At 60.3% G+C, this 17,684-nt stretch carries 12 protein-coding genes and 1 tRNA gene; 7 read left to right on the plus strand and 6 right to left on the minus strand.

Annotation, left to right across the window (positions count from 1 at the left end; all coding sequences use genetic code 11):
* Positions 1 to 298: 298 nt before the first annotated feature.
* Positions 299 to 373: transfer RNA gene (locus tag NT179_11205), tRNA-Gly, on the plus strand.
* Between the two features lie 496 nt (positions 374 to 869).
* Positions 870 to 2,822 carry a response regulator gene (locus tag NT179_11210; GenBank protein MCX5722575.1) on the plus strand — a complete coding sequence of 651 codons (1,953 nt, stop codon included), beginning with the start codon at positions 870 to 872 and terminating at the stop codon, positions 2,820 to 2,822.
* Here the strand turns inward: NT179_11210 and NT179_11215 are convergent.
* The 4 genes from NT179_11215 to NT179_11230 form a co-directional block, all read right to left on the minus strand.
* Positions 2,819 to 5,038, minus strand: coding sequence for a DUF3488 and transglutaminase-like domain-containing protein (locus NT179_11215; protein MCX5722576.1), 2,220 nt, complete (start codon positions 5,036 to 5,038; stop codon positions 2,819 to 2,821). The two genes, NT179_11210 and NT179_11215, sit on opposite strands and share 4 nt — an antisense overlap.
* Complete coding sequence (locus NT179_11220) at positions 5,028 to 6,176, minus strand: DUF58 domain-containing protein (GenBank protein ID MCX5722577.1); 1,149 nt, start codon at positions 6,174 to 6,176, stop codon at positions 5,028 to 5,030. Before NT179_11220 ends, NT179_11215 begins: the two co-directional genes overlap by 11 nt.
* Positions 6,177 to 6,399: 223 nt before the next feature.
* Complete coding sequence (locus NT179_11225; GenBank protein ID MCX5722578.1) at positions 6,400 to 7,341, minus strand: MoxR family ATPase; 942 nt, start codon at positions 7,339 to 7,341, stop codon at positions 6,400 to 6,402.
* Between the two features lie 164 nt (positions 7,342 to 7,505).
* A complete protein-coding gene (locus tag NT179_11230; GenBank protein MCX5722579.1) occupies positions 7,506 to 8,819 on the minus strand; it encodes a hypothetical protein in 1,314 nt (437 codons plus the stop codon).
* A gap of 133 nt (positions 8,820 to 8,952) precedes the next feature.
* On the opposite strand from NT179_11230, the gene NT179_11235 reads away from it, so the two are divergent.
* The 3 genes from NT179_11235 (at position 8,953) to NT179_11245 (ending at position 10,710) form a co-directional block, all read left to right on the plus strand.
* Positions 8,953 to 9,969: a ChaN family lipoprotein gene (locus NT179_11235; GenBank protein ID MCX5722580.1), complete on the plus strand. Its 1,017-nt coding sequence runs from the start codon at positions 8,953 to 8,955 to the stop codon at positions 9,967 to 9,969.
* Positions 9,970 to 10,022: 53 nt separating this feature from the next.
* Positions 10,023 to 10,262 carry a CDGSH iron-sulfur domain-containing protein gene (locus NT179_11240; protein ID MCX5722581.1) on the plus strand — a complete coding sequence of 80 codons (240 nt, stop codon included), beginning with the start codon at positions 10,023 to 10,025 and terminating at the stop codon, positions 10,260 to 10,262.
* Positions 10,263 to 10,515: 253 nt separating this feature from the next.
* Entirely contained in the window at positions 10,516 to 10,710 is a 195-nt protein-coding gene (locus NT179_11245) for a hypothetical protein (protein ID MCX5722582.1), read from the plus strand.
* A 101-nt stretch (positions 10,711 to 10,811) separates the two neighbouring features.
* Here NT179_11245 and NT179_11250 read toward each other — a convergent pair whose 3' ends face one another.
* Positions 10,812 to 11,546 (minus strand): arylesterase, encoded by a 735-nt coding sequence (locus NT179_11250; GenBank protein ID MCX5722583.1) that lies wholly within the window; start codon positions 11,544 to 11,546, stop codon positions 10,812 to 10,814.
* Between the two features lie 58 nt (positions 11,547 to 11,604).
* Here NT179_11250 and NT179_11255 point away from each other — a divergent pair, with 58 nt between their 5' ends.
* Positions 11,605 to 12,309: an ABC transporter ATP-binding protein gene (locus NT179_11255; GenBank protein MCX5722584.1), complete on the plus strand. Its 705-nt coding sequence runs from the start codon at positions 11,605 to 11,607 to the stop codon at positions 12,307 to 12,309.
* On the plus strand, positions 12,306 to 14,969 hold the full coding sequence (locus NT179_11260) for an FtsX-like permease family protein (protein ID MCX5722585.1): 2,664 nt from the start codon (positions 12,306 to 12,308) through the stop codon (positions 14,967 to 14,969). Before NT179_11255 ends, NT179_11260 begins: the two co-directional genes overlap by 4 nt.
* 8 nt (positions 14,970 to 14,977) lie before the next feature.
* On the opposite strand, the gene NT179_11265 is transcribed toward NT179_11260, so the two are convergent.
* Positions 14,978 to 17,566 carry a M1 family metallopeptidase gene (locus NT179_11265; protein ID MCX5722586.1) on the minus strand — a complete coding sequence of 863 codons (2,589 nt, stop codon included), beginning with the start codon at positions 17,564 to 17,566 and terminating at the stop codon, positions 14,978 to 14,980.
* Positions 17,567 to 17,684 lie beyond the last annotated feature (118 nt).

Here is a 17,684-nt window from a genome sequence, read left to right on the forward strand (position 1 = left end):
TAAGGTTAAAATGTTCTCGCTGCACTCGCTCTCACTGTCACAATTATGCCTTCATGGGTACTTAATGTATCACCGACAACAATTAAAACTGCCATTGCACTATAAATTGCAAATAAATCAATGACTTAATTGGAATATTGCAATGCTACCATTTGGTAACATATTTATGCGGTTGTAACAAAGGTACCGAGAGCAGGGAAGGTCTCGTAGATTGCCGGACATCTACAGAAATATTGCACAGCTTGACAGTCACGCTCACGCCCAGTAGAATCCCACCCCTCGTGCTGACTGTGAGTGAGCGGGAATAGCTCAGTGGTAGAGCATCGCCTTGCCAAGGCGAGGGTCGCGAGTTCAAATCTCGTTTCCCGCTCCAACTCACAGTCCGTCGCACATGTACCTCCAGGCCCTTTCTCTCGCACAAGGCTCAAACGCTCCGCCCAGTAACGACAATCCTAGAGTCTCTCTTGCGCAAAATAGCAAGGCGATTTTCGGTGTGCGCCTACCTAAACGTACGTATAGAAATAGCGGTAAATGACGTGATACGACAGTGCCCGTAGCCTCCTTGGCCGGAGATTTCTGCATGCAGCCCGCGCGATTCCCTCCCGAAGAAAACACAGCGCTCATGGCGTCATATCGAGGCGGGGCGCTCGCTGTGCCGGGCGAACCGAACGAGAGCGATCGATGAAAATCGCGCCCCTGCCAGAAAACGAAGCCTCCCGTCTGGCGGACCTCCAGTGCTACCAGGTCCTGGATGATGAGGCCTGTCGATTTTACGCGGCGCGGCGAGTCCGTGAAGCCGCTGGGGTTATATTGGCTGCTCTTGAATCAAACGTCAGAACAAGCGACTCTTTAAGAGAGCTACGAATCGAATGACACAGCCCGCACGACAACCCCTGCGATACGTCCATATCGAGGATCACGAAGCCGACGCCACGCTGGTCCAACATGCCTTGCGCACAGGCGGCTACGAGCCGCACGCGCGTCGCGTCGACACAGCCGACGGCTTGGCTGCCGCGCTGCAAGAGCCAGGATGGGATCTGATCCTGGCAGATTGGACGTTGCCGCAGTTCAACGCCCCGGCCGCCTTGGAGCAGATCTCCAGTCTCGGATTTGATCTGCCCGTCATCATTGTGACGGGCGCGGTTGGAGAAGAAACGGCCGTCGAAGCGTTGAAAGCAGGCGCGCATAATTATGTGATGAAGGACCGGCTCATCCGGCTGGTGCCCGCCATCCAGCAAGCCTTGCGGGAGGGGAGCGAGCGGAATGCCCGCCGGCACGCGGAAGGGCGGCTGTACGCGCTTGCGCGGATTTCGCCAGTCAGCATCTTCCTCACCGATCGGCAGGGCATCTACAGTTATGTGAACCTCCGCTGGTGCGCGCTCGCCGGGCTGAGCCATGAGCAAGCGCTGAACAACCAATGGGCGAAATCGCTCCATCCGGACGATCGCCGGCGCGTCGTCGAGGAGTGGCGGCAGGCCGTCGCCAGGCAGACGATGTTTTCCTCGGAGTATCGTTTCCAGAATGCCGAGGGGAGCGTGAACTGGGTGCTCGCGCAAGCCGTGACGTCGCGCGGTGTGCGCGATGAACTGCTGGGCTACATCGGAACCGTGACCGACATCACCGAGCGCAAGAAATCGGAAACGGCCCTGCAGTCGTTCCAGGACCAGATTCGCCAGATGCAGAAGATGGAAGCAATCGGACAGCTGGCAGGCGGCGTCGCCCACGATTTCAACAACATCCTCACCGCGATCCTCGGCAACGCCGAAATGGCGGCGATGAAAACCCCCGCCGACCACCCGGCCAGACCCAATCTCACGAGAATTCTCGAAGCCGGCGCCCGGGCCTCCCACCTCGTGCAGCAAATCCTCACCTTCACGCATCAGCAGGAATTTTCACGCACCGTGCTGAACCTCACCACGGTGATACACGAAGCCCTCAACTTACTGCAGGCCACCCTCCCGGCTAACATCAAGCTGACCGCCGCCTGCGAGACGGGTGCGCCCCCCGTGCTAGCCGATGCCACCCAGATCCATCAAGTTGTGATGAACCTCTGCACCAACGCCTGGCATGCGCTCAAAGAACAACCGGGCCACATCGCAATAGAGCTGGCGCCGGTCACGCTGCCCCGGGCGCTGCGCAGCTTCCACGCTACGCTGCCGCCTGGCCACTATGTGCGCCTCTCTATCCGGGATACCGGCTGCGGCATGGAGCCAGAAACGGTGGAGCGCATCTTCGACCCCTTCTTTACCACCAAGCCTGTGGGGCAGGGCACAGGCCTCGGCTTGAGCGTGGTCCACGGCATCATCCGGGGACACGAGGGCGCCATCGTCGTCGAGAGCCGTCCGGGCCAAGGCACGACCTTTCATCTCTACTTTCCCGCGGCAGAGGCGCCGGCCCTGGCAGGCGAATCGATCGAAACCGCGCCAACCACAAAACAAGGCCGCAACCGCCATCTGCTCTACTTGGACGACGAGGAGATGTTAGTGGAACTGGTCCGGGCCAAATTCGAATCGCTCGGCTATCGAGTGACCGGCTATACCAAGCCGACAGAGGCGCTTAACGCGGTCCGCGCCGATCCGACCGGGTTCAATATCGTGGTGACGGATTACAATATGCCGGGAATGTCCGGCCTGGAAGTAGCCAGCGCCCTCGCGCAGCTCCGCGCTGATCTGCCCGTCGTGCTGGTGTCGGGGTATCTATCCCCCGCCGCCCAGGCCGCCACCCTCGCCACCGGCATCAGGGAAATCGTCTATAAGCCCACCGTGCTGCAGCAATTAGAGGGCGTGATCGCCCGCCTGCTCGACGCCCCGCCGCAGACCTAGCGATCGGCTAAGGTGCTGGGACCGTTGCCAAGCGCGCGCCTGAGCGATTGCAGCCGTCCGACTTGTTCGGCAGCTAAGGAGAGCTCTTTCTGAGTCAGCGGGGCTCGGCCGAACCGTCCCTGCTGATACAACGTTGTGACGCCGGTCACCAGATGACCGGCTGCGTGCCATTCCTGCTCGACCAACCCGGCAAACTCACGGGCGGTGGCGGAAGGAGGTTTGCTCAGACCTTGCTTCTCCAGCGCACGCAACATGCGGGTATAGAGCTGGAGGATCGCGCCCTGCGAGGGTGCGATGGGAAGATGCATGGTGGCCCAAAGACCGATCCGATCCCGCAACAGGAGCAGAAAAAAAGCCAGCCCGACAACGAACAACCCCGTCACGAGCCCTGCCAGACCGGGCCGGAATCTGTGGGCCAAATCCCTCAGTCTGCTCAGGACCTTCGTTGCCGGACCGCTCAGCGAGGCAACCCAACGGCTCGCTTTCTCCCACACAAAGTCGCTGCCTTCCCGCACTCCATGCACAACCGCCAATTGATCCTTCGCGCTATAACTGACGAACAAACGATCCCACTGTAATCGAAGGGACGCCCCGAACCGGCCGAGAGAGGCCCAGCGAGAGGTCGCAGCCGCCGCGTTAACTGCGGGGGTGGGGTCCATGGTGATCCAGCCGGAGCGGGGGAAATACACCTCGACCCAGGCATGGGCGTCCCGCTGGCGCACAGTGAAGTAACCTCCATACTCGTTCCATTCCGTGGCCAGGAACCCCGTCACCAGCCTGGCAGGAATACCGAGGGTCCGCAGCATCACGACCATCGCAGTCGCGTAATGTTCGCAGTAGCCGGTTTTACGCGTGAACAAAAACTCTTCGAGCGGATGGTTGAGTGTCGCCTGATCCGCGTCGAGGCTGTAGCGATAGTTGTCTAATAGATGTTGCTGGACGGCCAGCGTCCGTTCGAACGGAGTCGCGGCCCTCTGGACCACGCGATGCGCCAGCTCTTCAATCCGCTGCAGCCCAATCGGAATCTGAAGGTAGCGGGAACGGACCGCGTCCGGATAATCCAACACCGTGGCAGTCCGTTCTTCCGCGAGGAGCAGCGGGACTTGCGAGGTGACGGAATAGCGGAGACGGGACGAAGGAGGAGCAGGCAAGTGGAGCCCGCTCATGGCATCGGCCTGCACAGCAAGAAACTCGCCGCTCACGAGCTCGGCAAAGGGCGCGGCGAACAGGACCGCCGTATCGAGCGTTTCCAGCAGAATATCCTGGCGGATCGTAAAGGACTGGCTGCCAGGAGGACGGCTGCCGGGCGGACGGACGAAAAAGGTTCCCTCCGCCACGAGACCGAGTGAGCGCTGCCTGGTTCTGCTGTGGCTCCAGGACCGTCCGTTGTACTGATCGTAGGCCAGGCCTCTCAGGTAGAGACGATCATTGTCCACAGCCGATCGGTCCGGCAATTCAACCCGCATGACGATCTGGGGATCTTGTTTGACGGACCCGATCGTCCCCAGATCCACCCGCTCGGAAAATCCGGACGTCCGCAGGGCTTCTCCGCTCGTCTTCTGCAGCGCGCCGACCCCGACACGAGGGATCACGAAAAAGATCGCGAGAGTCATGCCCACCGTTATCGCAACGACCCCGTTCGTCAGCCAGCAGAAATGAGCCGTGATCTGGCTTGGCCCTCTCGCCGGACCGATCGCCGACTGTGCAGGCATGCCCGCAACCATGGCTGGGCCCGTTTCCTGGGTCATGTGATAGAGCACGAGGGTCCAGACCGCTGCGAGCAGATAGAGCAGAAAGATCGGAACATACCAGGCATCGGTCGTGACTGAAGCAGACGCCAGGATGGCCATGAGGCTGAGGGCGTAGAGATGCCGATAGTCGTGGCGCTGTTGAAGGGTGAGTAATTTGATGTTCAACAGCATGACTAAGAAATGGATCCCGGCCGGAAGTAGATCCCGTGAGAAGAAGATGAGATCGGCCAGGAATACGGCAAAGGCGCCGATCGACAGGACGTTCGACAAGGTCGGCGAGATGGTCACCTGGGCCATTGCCCGCCGGACGACTAGCACTCCTCCTGCCCGAAGCAACGACAGGATCAGGATGATCACCGTGAGAAGGGCGAGCCAGAAAGGGAGGCTCTGCGCAAACAGGAGTCCGCTGCAGGCCACGGCGGCCAGAAGAACGGAGCTGAGGGCAAAGGCGCGTTCAAAAATCATGGGTCAGCTCTTCGAGTTGTCTGTCATCGAGGACCCGGTCGGCCGACATCGCCTGCACGGATACAGCCAGGCCAGACCAGGGAACGACTGCGACGCTGTAGCCCTGCTCGGCTTCCTGGAGACAGGATTGCGCTTCTCCGGCAGGGACGGATCCTCCGGCTTCCGGCCACTGCCGTTCGCACAGAGCCAGGACACGCAGCATCGTGAAGAGATGCGCGGAGCCGGACCCGAACCCTGAATCCTCGCGCCCCACAATGAGCCGCACCGGATAGGCCCGCTCGGTCAGTTGCCAAAGGAGCGAGGCCACGAACGTCACGCTTCGCTCAAAGAGGGACTCGCGATCATCGGGGGCCACGAGCGACAGGATGACTGTCACCAGCCGCTGGTCCTCCGCTTCGGTTTCCCGCACGATCAGCTGGGACGTGCGGGCCGTCGTCATCCAATGGATGGCCCGCGAATCGTCGCCCGGCTGATAGAGGCGAAGGTTGTAGAGCTGGGTCCCCCTGCCTCGTTGCGGGAGAGACTGCCCCTGCCCTTCGCTCACCAACTCATCCACGAATCGCAGGGTGAGCGGCTTGATGGGAGGCGCGACGACCAAATCAGTGTCCGTGGGGTAGAACCCTGTTTTGCTAAATAGTCCAAAGGGAAAGAGCGTCTGTACCCTGATGCCTTCGAGCCGGATCCTGCCGCGCCTGATGGCGAGCAACGGATAGGACAGGAGCAGAGAACCCTGCGAAGGTAGCTGTTGGATGAAAAGGCCCCGGTCGACACTTTGGCCTCCGACGACATCGAACAGGCGCAGGGAAAAACTGGAGAGTCGCCGGTTCCGGTTTGCGATCGAAAGGGTCAGCGTAGCCGGCTCGTTGGCCATGATAAGGTCCGGCAGATGCCGATGAAACTCCAGCCGTCCAAGACAATATTCCGAGAACAATCCGGAGATCACGACGCAGCTCAGCATCATCGAGAGGATCAAGTAGAACAGGTTGTTGCCGGTGTTCACGGCGGCGAGGCTGATGGCGAAGGTGAAGAGGATGAACTTGGTTCCGTCAGACGTGAGGCGCGTCGACCTCCGGCGGGACAGGCCCCGCATAGAGGAGAAGATCGAGGAAGCGCGGCGATTGGAAAATGGATGCTTCACGCATGGGCCTCATCCAATTGACACATAGCAGGATGCTCAAACAGTCCATCCAGCAAGGCCGCAGCGAGTGACTAGAGATGGTTCTTCCGCGCGTGCGGGTTTACCTCTCTGATGGACCGGATGAGTCCCCCACTGCGCGCGTCCAACGAGGCCCTTCCGAGGGCGCGCGTTGCGCGAGCACAGGGGACTCACCGGGCCATCCCACTCTTTTTTCAGCATCCTGCTACACGGGGACGGGAACGGTTTCGACGATATCCAATACCAAACGCTCCGCCTGGTCGAAGCTCTGCGTCCTCATGCCATGGGTCCTGTTCAACATGACGCGATGGGACAGCACGATCGGCGCCAGCTCCTTGATATCGTCGGGAAGGCAATAGTCCCGTCCGCGAACGACCGCCAGGGCCTTGGCCGCCTTGCTCAGAGCCAGCGCGCCTCTCGTACTGACTCCCAGGGATAACAGTTCGCTCTGCCTGGTCGCCTGCACGATGGCGAGCAGATAGTCCGTCACATGCTCTTCCATATGGACCTGGTCCACCGTGGCCTGCAAGGCCACGACGTCCTGCGCCGAGAGGACGGCGCGCAGACTCTCGGCTGGATGCAGGGAATGGGGACGGTCGAGCACCTTCCGCTCTTCTTCAATCGTGGGGTACCCGATACGGAGACGCATCAGAAACCGGTCGAGTTGGGATTCCGGCAGGGGGAAGGTCCCATGGTACTCGGCGGGATTCTGAGTCGCGATGACCATGAAGGGCTGCTCTAGCGGATGCGTCTGATTATCGACGGAAATCTGCGCTTCGCTCATCGCTTCCAGCAGACTGCTCTGGGTCTTTGGCGTGGTGCGATTGATCTCGTCGGCCAGCACGATGTTGGCGAAGATCGGACCGGGAATGAACTCGAACCCCTGCTTTTGCCGGTTGAACATGGAAACGCCGACGATGTCGGACGGTAAGAGGTCGCTGGTGAATTGAATGCGTTTGAATGAACAGTCCAGCGATCGGGCCAAACTGTGGCCCAGCGTGGTCTTGCCGACGCCGGGCACATCCTCCAGCAGCAAATGGCCGCGTGCCAGGAGGCAGACCACAGCCATTTCGATCACATGGGATTTCCCCTTGATGACCAGCGCAATATTGTCCTGGATCGCCCGGATAATGTGGGTGGAACTCATGTGGGATTAGTCGTCCCGGTGGTTCAGGAATGGGTGGTGATCAGACACGCTCGAAGTCTAGCAAAGGGTCTGGGGACGGTCAATTTTCACGTGAGTTTTCGCATCGACCGGTCTGAAGAGGGCTATTTGCAAGGGTTCGCGGGGTAAACTGCTTGAGGTCTGCTCTATTCCGGAATCAACGTGAGCATCCAGGGCGGCGTCTCTTCCACCATGTCCGAGAATCGCCTGGCAGTACTGCTGGCAGGCATGCCAGGGAAGACGGCGCCCCGGCGAATCTGCACGGAGCGGAAACGATAGGAGGGTTCCTGTCCCAAAAGCAGAGGAAGGACTCGCGGAATCTGCCCTCGTAACGGAGCACAGTCAGCCAGGTTCACCGTCTCGCCGATCGCCAGGCGCGAAAGCCGCTCGAAGATTTCGCCAAACACTGTTGGGAGATTATCCGTCGTGAAGGGCTGATCCGCTGGCCGATAGCGGGGCTCGTCGAGCAGTTGGGAGAGGATTTCCCAGAAGACCTGGGTGTCGACGGCTCCGAGAACACAGAGGCGGCCTCGCCGCGCCAGTACATCAAGCAAGGCGAGGGGGCCTCGAATCTCGAACTTCCAGGGGGGAAACAGAAGGGCGCGGTCCCCATGCTGAACTTCCAAGGCCGGCTCTCCTGAAAAACTGGTCTGCCGGAACTGGCCTTTGGTGCGCTGGAGTTCTTGCGTGATAATCTGCCCGGACAGCCTGGTCGGTTCGTAGGCGAACGTGGGGGTCGCGGGAGCCCAGCAGGTTGCGATGGTATAGCGAGGGGCGAGCTTCCCTGCCCGGTCGAGGTCGCCCAGGTCGAACATGTCGTGGTTTCCGTAGAATTGAAACGAGAGGCCGGTCCGGGACCTCAGACCGTTGAGCCGCTCCCGTTCAGGGTGGAGCGGGCCGCCCAGCTTCGAGCCTGGCTGCAGCCGGTCCAGCGCATGGAGAATCAGCTCGCGCTGACGCTGGTGCAGGGGCGCGACATATTGCTCGACCAACTCCGTGGCAAAGGACAGGTCGCCGGCTCCCAGATCGAGCAACGACGCCACGTCCGCATCGAGCAGCAAGTCGAAGGGATTGACATGGGACCGGACGAAGGTTGCAATCGCATCGCTCTGTAGAGATGTCAGCGGCCACTGAGACGCAGGCCCCTCCACGACGCCCAGCCATACGCAGAGCGCCCGCACGGCCTTTGTCGGAGGGAGCCCGGTGAGCTCTTTGAGCCGCGGGCCGGGGAGATCCTGAATTTTGACGGCTTCCGCATTGCCCAGCGCCAGGGTAATGGCATCACGGATGCTGATGGGAAGGTCGGCACGCCCGGCTTCTTCAATCAACCGTTTCAAGGTCGTCGTGAGCCTGGTCCCCTCAACCAGTTTACGGGAAGCCTCCCACTCCTTGTCTCGTTCCTGTAACAGCTGCGTGACCTGTGAGCGGAAATCTGCAAGAACCTGTGCGTTGGAATTCATGAATCGGGTGGTGCGTGGCCTGTGATGGTCGATCTATCGCTGTCAGTCGATGCCCTGCAGCATAACGACCAGATCACTGGAGCGTCAAGGTTGTTATCTTGCCGTCCCGGGAAACCTATGTTAGTGAAAGACCATGACAACGACATTCTTTACCACGCGAACGGCCCTCGCCAGCTCCAGACTCCTGCTGGTCCTCGGCCTGGTCTGGCTGACGGTGGCCTGTGCCAGCGAAACGCCCACGAGGTCGTCCGACTCGCCAGGCGAACTGTCCGCTCCATTCCAGGCAGGGCAGATTATCGAGACTGCGACAGGGCAACCGGTCTCTCCCGACCAATGGACCGCCCTGCTGTTGCAGCAGGACATCGTCTATCTGGGCGAGGAACATCATAATCGATTTCATGTCGAGGCGGCGCTGATGGTCCTAAAAAAACTACAAGAGAAGGGACGCACGCCGGTCTTGGCCATGGAAATGTTCGGCTGGGACGGACAAGCTGCGCTGGACCGGTATCTGTCCGGATCCGACCAGAACCGCCAGGAGTTCCTAGAAGCCGTCCGGTGGCAACAGAATTGGGGCGGCGCCTACGAGGACTATGAGCCGCTGGTCCTCTTCGCGAAAGAACAGCGCCTGCCGGTCGCGGCGCTGAATCCTCCGAAGGCCCTGGTCCGGCTCGTCGCCAAACAGGGATTGGCTCAGGCGCAGTCCGATCCGGTCATGGCACAGTGGGGCATGCAGGACGAAGCCATCGTCGACGACCCGGTCTATCGCGCGCGCATTCTTCAGCAACTCCAAGCCTGTCACGGTGGCGGCAACGACAACCTCTACCAGACGATGTATGAGGCTTCCATGGTCCGCGATGAAGGGATGGCCAAGACCCTGGTCGCTCGCCTCTCCCTCATCCGCCGGGGCGCCGATCCGATGGCTGGCCCCCTGGTCAGCTATACAGGAGGCGGCCATATTCAGTATAACCTTCCGGTTCCCAAGCGAGTGGTCCGCCGCCTGCCTGATGGGGTGCATCAGATCAGCGTCTATCTGACCTCGTTCGAGGTAGGGCGGATTAAAGAGCTGCAAGAGTTAATACGGGAAAAGGTCGCGGATTACCTCTGGCTGACTCCGGTCAGTGAACAGGGGCTCCCGCGCCGATGCCGATAACAATGTGGATCGTGAAGCACGTATTGCCTCACGAGTAGATGAAGGAGAACCCGATGTCTGAGAAACCGGTGATTGCCCAGCGTACTCCCTGCATGGTGGAAGTCGGTCCCGGCACCATCTATTGGTGTCAATGCGGTCGCTCGAAGACGCAACCCTTTTGCGATGGAGCCCATACTGGGACGGATTTTTCTCCGCTGGCAGTCCATTTCGAAGAAAAGAAACGGGTCGCGCTCTGCGGTTGCAAGCGGACAGAGAGGCCTCCCTACTGCGATGGGACCCACTCGCGAATTTAACAGGACGCTGAAAACGCTCGCCAGCGTCGTTCTCGCATCGTTCAGACCCTCAACGTACCCTCCGGGTACGATTCGGGCCTTCACTCGCTGCGGCCTTGCTGGACAAACGTTTTGAGCGTCCTGCTTGAGTTCAGCAATGCCGCGGTGGCGTTTCATCGCTCCTCCGTTTTCACGTTACGGGCCGTTGCGGACCGTCCGGCGATTTCAGTATAATGCGGCCCTCGTTTTGTCCAACTGACCAAGGGAGGGTTCTATGATGAAGAAGATGGGTGCAGGGATTGTCACAGTGGCGTTTTCGGTCCTGCTGACCGGTGTGTCCTACGTGCTGGCGAACGAGCCGAAGGGCGAAGGAGCCCCCGACTATAGCGGCGTCACCGGCATTTATTACACCTTGATCGGATTGATTCTGGCCTACGGCTTTTACGACTCCTTCCTCAAGAAGTCCTAAGGTCGCTCCCTCTATTTACCGTTGGACTGGCCATGCCCGAGGGCATTCCCTATCGGGCATGGCCTAGCTCTGCCCTGCTCACTTTCCACAGACCGCCTTACTTATTGCTTTTGCTTCAGCAACGGCTCCAGCGTCACGAATAGGTTCTCAACGATCAGGCGATAGCCCTCTCCGGTCGGATGGATCCCATCTGCCTGGTTCAGCGAAGACGAGCCTGCCACCCCATCGAGAAAAAACGGAATCAGCGTCAGGTGGTATTGCTTCGCCAGCGAGCGATAGAGTTCCTCAAATCCGGCCGTATAGTCCTTGCCATAATTAGGCGGGAGCTTCATCCCGGCTAACAGGACCGTGACGGAGGCCTGTTGGAGTTGCTGAATGATCCTTTCAAGATTGGCTTTCGTCTCTGGCAGGCTCAGGCCACGCAACCCGTCGTTGCCACCGAGCTCCAGGATGACGATCGAGGGTTTGCTGTTCAGCACCCAGGCCACGCGCCGCACGCCACCGGCTGTCGTCTCGCCGCTGACCCCCGCATTCACGACCCGATACAAATAGCCTGCCTCCTCCAGCTTCCGCTGTAATTGAGCCGGGTAGGATTCCTCCTGCGCCACGCCGAGGCCTGCCGTCAGACTGTTACCGAAGGCGACGATGCGCGGACGTTCGGCTGCGACCGACGCCGTCGCTCGCCCCGGTCGCGCCGTGACATCGGTTCCCAGCCGTTGCCCGAACCCGTCGCGAGGCGGAGGCGACGACGAAGGCGCGCTGCCTCGGTCGCAGCCGTAGAAGGCGACCAGGCAAAGACAGAAAACGAGTTGTGCGAGAATCCATGAGCGGCGCATAGGTGTTCAGTATAATATAGGCGTCACCGAGACGATACTGTGGAGCCTGACAAACAAGATGATTGCCCTCTCTCACCTGACGATGCGCTTGGCCGGCGGAGGCCATCAGATCACGATCCTCGATGATGTCACCCTCGAGATCCCCGACAAGCAGCGCCTGGCCATCGTCGGCCCCTCCGGCAGCGGCAAGTCCACTCTGCTGGGTCTCATCGCGGGGCTGGACCGTCCGACCTCCGGCTCCATCACGCTGGACGGAACGGAAATCTCCAGGATGCGCGAGAGCGATTTGGCCCGGTACCGCCGCGATCACATCGGCTACATCTTTCAATCCTTTCATCTCATCCCCACCCTCACCGCCATGGAAAACGTCCTGGTGCCGCTGGAGCTGGCGGGAACGAGCGGGGCGCAGGATCGCGCGGCAGATCTCTTGAAGTCCGTCGGCCTGGGAGATCGGCTGCATCATTATCCGGTCCAACTGTCGGGGGGCGAGCAGCAGCGGGTTGCGGTGGCCCGATCCTTCGCCTGCCGCCCGCCGATTCTCCTGGCCGACGAACCGACCGGCAATCTGGACTCAGCCACAGGGCAACAGATCATGAACCTCCTCCTCTCGCTCCATCGCGAATACGGCACTACCCTGGTCCTCGTCACGCACGATCGCGCCATAGCCTCCTCGATGGAGCGAATCATTACGTTGCGTGACGGACGCATCGAGTCCGATACCCTCATCGGCTCAGACCATCTGCCAGCAGAGTCGCCCCGGTGAAGCTCTTCATCTTCAGGATGGCCTGGCGTGAAACTAGAGGGGCCTGGCGGCATTTCCTCTACTTCTTCGCCTGCGGCGCCATCGGCGTCGGCGCCTTGGTCGGGGTCTCGCTGTTTAGCGCGAACGTAGATCGCGCCGTCACAAAAGAAGCGCGAGGTCTGTTAGGCGGCGATCTCGAAATTCGCCTGACCCATTCCCTCAGTTCAGAAGGACAGGCCGTGCTACAGTCGCTGGGCGAACGGGGTCTGACCCTCACCCATGCGAGCGAGCTCATCGCCATGGCTTCGCGTCACACTCAGGGATCTGCTACGCCCCAGGCGACCCAGATCATCGAACTCAAGGCCGTCGAATCGACTTATCCCCTGTACGGAGCCATCGCGCTCGACCCGGCACAGCCACTTGAGACCCTGCTCCATCCCGATGAACGTGACTGTGGAGGCCACATCTGTTTGGGCGCAGTAGTGCAGGAGTCGCTGCTGATTCGAATGGGCCTCTCGGTCGGGGATCGGCTGAAGATCGGCCAAGCGACGTTTCTCATTACCGGGATCGTCAGGACCGAACCGGATCGCATGGCCAACGCCTTCAGCTTGGGCCCGCGGGTCATGATTGCGCAGGAAGGATTACGAGCCGCGGAACTCATCAAACCGGGCAGCAGGGTGCGAGAACGGTATCTCGTGAAGCTACCGCCCGGCATGCCGGTAGAGCCACTCCTCTCAGAACTGCGAGGCCGGCTGGCATCGGATTCCGCGCGCCTCTCCAGCTATCGCACGGCCCAGCCGCAGTTGAAACAATTTCTCGACCAGCTCTCCCGCTATCTCGGCCTGATCGGCCTCACGGCCCTCTTCATCGGGGGGCTGGGCGTCGGCACCTCGATCCATGCCTTCTTGCGGGACAAACTCAACACGATCGCGATCCTCAAAGCGGTCGGCGCCGATTCGGCCACCGTGGTCTCCACCTATGTAGTCCAAGCGATCTTTCTGGGCTCCATCGGAAGCCTGGCGGGAATCCTCCTGGGGATTGCGCTCCAGCGGGGACTGCCACCCCTCATGGCCGACCTCTTTGCGTCAAACCTCCTCGAACAATTAGGCGTCTCCTCGGAATTGTCACGATTCTCCCTCTGGCCCTTGCTGAAAGGGGCGACGCTGGGACTCCTCTCGACATTGCTCTTTACCCTCTGGCCCCTCTTGAAGATTCGCGAAGTGCAGCCGGGGGCGATCTTCCGGCGCGAGGCGGAACAGACGGTCACGCAGGAGATGGCTCCGTCACGCTGGTGGGTACGATGGGGACTCACCGATCGATTGAATGTCGGCACGGCCGGCACGATCATCCTCGGACTCTGCTCTCTCTCGATCTGGCAAGCGGGCTCCTGGTCGATTGGACTGCTGTTTCTCGGGGCCCTGTCTCTCGCCCTCGCGATCCTCTTTGTCTCCGCACGGCTGTTCATACGACTGCTGGCCTGGCTGCCCAAGCCCCGCATCCTGAGCCTGCGCTTCGCCCTGGGCAATGTCGTGCGGCCCGGAAGCCAGGCAACCGGGATCATGGTCGCCATCGGCATCGGCGTCATGTTGATCGCCACTGTCTCGCTGGTAGAACAGGCCCTGCTCCGGCATGTTCAGGAGAATCGCCCAGCTGATGCCCCGACCTTCTTCTTCATCGATATTCAACCGGATCAAGCGCAGGCGTTCGTGTCCTTGGTGCATCGGCAGACCGGTCGACCGGATCCTGAGCTCACGCCATTGGTCCGCTCACGGCTCCATGCAATCAATGGACAGCTCGTCGCGGCAGAAGAAGGGAGCGAGAAGAACCATGCGCGCGCCGAAGGAAAAGAGGAGCGGGGCAAGCAATGGTACCTCACCAGGGAATATGTGCTGACCTTTCTCGATCAGCTGCCGAAAGACAATCAGCTGGTCAAGGGAACCTGGTGGAAACCGGGGCAGGTCTTTTCGAGGCCACAACTGTCAGTCGAGGAAGAGGCGGCCGCCCATTTAGGTCTCACAATCGGCTCGCTCGTGGAACTCGACATTCAGGGGGCCATGATCTCGGCGGAGGTAAGCAGTATTCGCAAAGTGGAATGGGGAAATTTCTCGACGAACTTCTACATGATCCTGTCCCCCGGCTCGCTCGAAGGAGCGCCTTTCACCTATGTGGCAACGGTGCGGGTCTCGCCGGACGAAGAGGTGCCGTTGCAGCAGGCGGTCGTCGCCTCCTTCCCGAACGTCAGTGCAATCCATATCGGCGATGTGCTCGAGGGATTCTCGCGGGTGCTGGACCGCCTCGCACTGGCGATCAGCGCGATGGCGCTCTTCTGCCTCCTGACCGGCAGCCTGGTCATGGCTGCGGCCCTCGCTGCGACACGCTACAGACGGCTCTACGAATCGGTCATTCTGAAAGCGCTCGGTGCCACCCGGGGCCTGATTGCCCGAGCCTTTGCGCTCGAATATCTCTTATTGGGTCTGGTGGCGGGATCGATCGGCTTGATGCTCGGCACCGTCTTATCCTGGGTGGTGCTGCGCTATGTCTTCGATCTGCCCTGGAGCCTGCACCCACTGGTGCTTGGGAAGGGCCTGCTCCTGACGATGTGGCTCACGCTCTTCGTCGGATTTGCGAGCACCTACCGGATCCTTGGCCAACGGCCTCTGGCCATCCTGCGTCATGAATAGGCGGCGCGTCAGCGGACAGTCTGAAGATAGCGGCGCAACGCTGCTCCATCCCGCTCTCGCACCGTCACCATGATCTTGAGCTGCTCCAAATACTGTTCCAATGTTTTCCCGCCCAAGTCGATCTGACGAGTCGTGAAAAAATCCCGCACATCCCGTTCAAGCGCCGGAGTGGCAAGGTTGACGATGCCACCACACATGCGCCGCAGCCCTTGCTTGGGGAATAGTTGATCCATCTTCTCCCAGTTCGCCTTGACAAAATCCCAGGCCAGCTCTCTGCCAGAGACATTGCCCAGGACCGCACTGACGAGGAACGGCGCATCCTGGGTACGGATCTCTCCACTAATGGTGCGGGCGAGGGTCCGTTCGAGCAAGGATTTCTGTTGGAATGTCGCAAGCGAAAAGAGATACCGCCGTTCTTCTTGTGGTGTGGAGGCGGCGCGAAACCCTGCGTCAAACTCATCGTACCGGGCCTCGTCGCCCCGATGGGCAAGGATCGCCACGAGCGCCGGCACGATATTGGGATCGACCGCCGTCGCGTCCTTTCGATAGGCCTGGTACCGCTCTGCCGCGCGAGCTTGCATGGCCGGATCATTGCCGAGTTTTCCCTGGGCCCCGATCAAGTCGCCCCGCAACTGTTTCGCCCCTTCGCTCTCGTCGCTCTTGGGCGCCCAACCTAGCTCTGCAACAGCCGGACCAACTCGCGCGCGCACGAAGGCTTCCAATGCCGGGCGATCCTCCGTTGCGACGATCTTGTTAAGGAACGAAAAGGAATCCAGCAGGACGGCCCAAACATTCTTGTCCCGCTCAGCCATGAAACGGCCAGTCAGGTCGAGATAGTCCGTGAGGGACATGAGGCCTGCGACGGTCGTGGCCCAGGCATCGTTGACGAGGTTGAACCGTTCCGTAACGGCGAGGCGATCGAGACCTCCGTTCAGAAGCCGGCCGAGCAAATCCGACTCATATCGCACTCGGTAAAAACCGTGGCCCCCTTCATTGAGCAGCAGGGACTCCCAGCCTTGCGGGAGCGCAACGGTCGTCTCCTGCTCCGTTAGCAACAGGCGGGAGGTGCTGGTCTGGCCATTGGCAATGACCCGCATCTGGAGCGGAACCTGCCACAGCTGGTCATGCGATCCACCCGACTGGGTCTCGCTCAAATAGCTGAACCGTTGTTGGGTGATGGTCAGTTCGGATGACCCACTCACCTTGGCCGTCACGAGGGGAAAGCCCGGCTGGAAAATCCAGCCGTTCATCAGTTCCGGCACCGGCTGTTTGGCGATCTTCCCCAGCGACACCCAGAGATCGTTCGTATCCGCGTTCCCATAGGCATGGGCCTGCAAATAGTCGCGGACCCCGTCGCGGAAGACCGTCGGACCGATGTGCTGCTCCAACATGCGCAGGACCGACGCGCCCTTTTCATAGGTCAGGACATCGAACATCGCGTCGGCATCCTTGGGGGCCTGCACCGGATACTCAATCGGCCTGGTGCTCTGGAGTCCGTCCACGGAAAAGGCCGCAGCGCGCGAGACGCCGAAACTGTCCCACCGCTTCCATTCCGGTTTCCACACATCCACGGCCATCATTTCCATGAAGGTGGCGAAGGCTTCATTGAGCCAGAGTCCGTTCCACCAGGACATGGTGACTAAATCGCCGAACCACATATGCGCATTTTCATGAGCCACCACGTCGGCCACTCGTTCCAGCTCTCCATGCGTGGCGCTCTGCTGATCAACCAACAAGGCCGTTTCCCGATAGGTGATGGCGCCAAGATTTTCCATGGCGCCCGAGGCGAAATCTGGAATGGCGAGCAAGTCCAGCTTGTCGCCGGGATAGGGGATGCCGTAGTAGGTTTCAAAAAATGAGAGCGACGCAGCAGCAATATCTTGACCGAATGTGGCGAGATGCTTTTTCCCCGGGACGGCCCAGAGGCGCAACGGGGTCTGGCCAACCATCGTCGGTTCGGTCGGTTCGATCTTGCCGACGATGAAGGCTACCAGATACGTGGACATCTTCATGCTGTCGGCGAAACGCACCACCTTCTTCCCTCCCTCCACCGTTTCCGATGTGATCGTGCTGTTGGAGACAACGGTCAAGGCCGGATCGATGACTAGCGTGGTGGCAAAGATGGCCTTGAAGTCCGGTTCGTCCCAGCAGGGAAAGGCCCGCCTGGCATCGGTCGCTTCGAATTGCGTCGCGGCCATGTTGTGTGTCGCGCCCTGCTCGTCTTTGTAGGTGCTGCGATAAAAGCCGCGCAGCTTGTCGTTGAGTGTCCCGCTGAATAGGATCGTCAGCCTCCAGGTCCCGGCCGACAGGGGCTGGGCAAAAGTAAAACGGCATCGCTGAAGCGGTTCATCCAGCACAATCGTCGCCTGTTGCGCATGACCCGGCATGCCTTCGATCTTGGCCGAAATAATGTCGAGCTCAATCGCATTGAGGAAGATATCCGACGTCGGACGAGAGATGGCCAGGGTTACGGTCTCCTGTCCGGCAAACGTCGCAGCAGTCAGGTCAGGTTCCAATCGCAGGTCATAGCGAGTCGGGACCACCTGCCTCGGAAGCCTATAGGGATCGAGTTGGCCTGAAGAAGAGTCCTGGTTCATAACCTTACCTTTCGGCCGTTCACGGCTTCTTGTGCGAAAACTGTGGGAGTGGAGGGCAAGAGGAAGCGGACGTTCTTCATGCGAGAACGGTATGGGCTATCGCCGATCGACCGGCTCG

The sequence above is a fragment of the Nitrospirota bacterium genome (genome assembly GCA_026387665.1).
Classification (GTDB): domain Bacteria; phylum Nitrospirota; class Nitrospiria; order Nitrospirales; family Nitrospiraceae; genus Palsa-1315.

What these genes read in the sequence shown, in the direction of transcription:
- NT179_11210 (MCX5722575.1), top strand. Translation starts at nt 870, where the DNA reads ATGACACAGCCCGCACGACAACCCCTGCGATACGTCCATATCGAGGAT.
- NT179_11215 (MCX5722576.1), bottom strand. Translation starts at nt 5,038, where the DNA reads ATGATTTTTGAACGCGCCTTTGCCCTCAGCTCCGTTCTTCTGGCCGCC.
- NT179_11225 (MCX5722578.1), bottom strand. Translation starts at nt 7,341, where the DNA reads ATGAGTTCCACCCACATTATCCGGGCGATCCAGGACAATATTGCGCTG.
- NT179_11230 (MCX5722579.1), bottom strand. Translation starts at nt 8,819, where the DNA reads ATGAATTCCAACGCACAGGTTCTTGCAGATTTCCGCTCACAGGTCACG.
- NT179_11235 (MCX5722580.1), top strand. Translation starts at nt 8,953, where the DNA reads ATGACAACGACATTCTTTACCACGCGAACGGCCCTCGCCAGCTCCAGA.
- NT179_11240 (MCX5722581.1), top strand. Translation starts at nt 10,023, where the DNA reads ATGTCTGAGAAACCGGTGATTGCCCAGCGTACTCCCTGCATGGTGGAA.
- NT179_11245 (MCX5722582.1), top strand. Translation starts at nt 10,516, where the DNA reads ATGATGAAGAAGATGGGTGCAGGGATTGTCACAGTGGCGTTTTCGGTC.
- NT179_11250 (MCX5722583.1), bottom strand. Translation starts at nt 11,546, where the DNA reads ATGCGCCGCTCATGGATTCTCGCACAACTCGTTTTCTGTCTTTGCCTG.
- NT179_11255 (MCX5722584.1), top strand. Translation starts at nt 11,605, where the DNA reads ATGATTGCCCTCTCTCACCTGACGATGCGCTTGGCCGGCGGAGGCCAT.
- NT179_11265 (MCX5722586.1), bottom strand. Translation starts at nt 17,566, where the DNA reads ATGAACCAGGACTCTTCTTCAGGCCAACTCGATCCCTATAGGCTTCCG.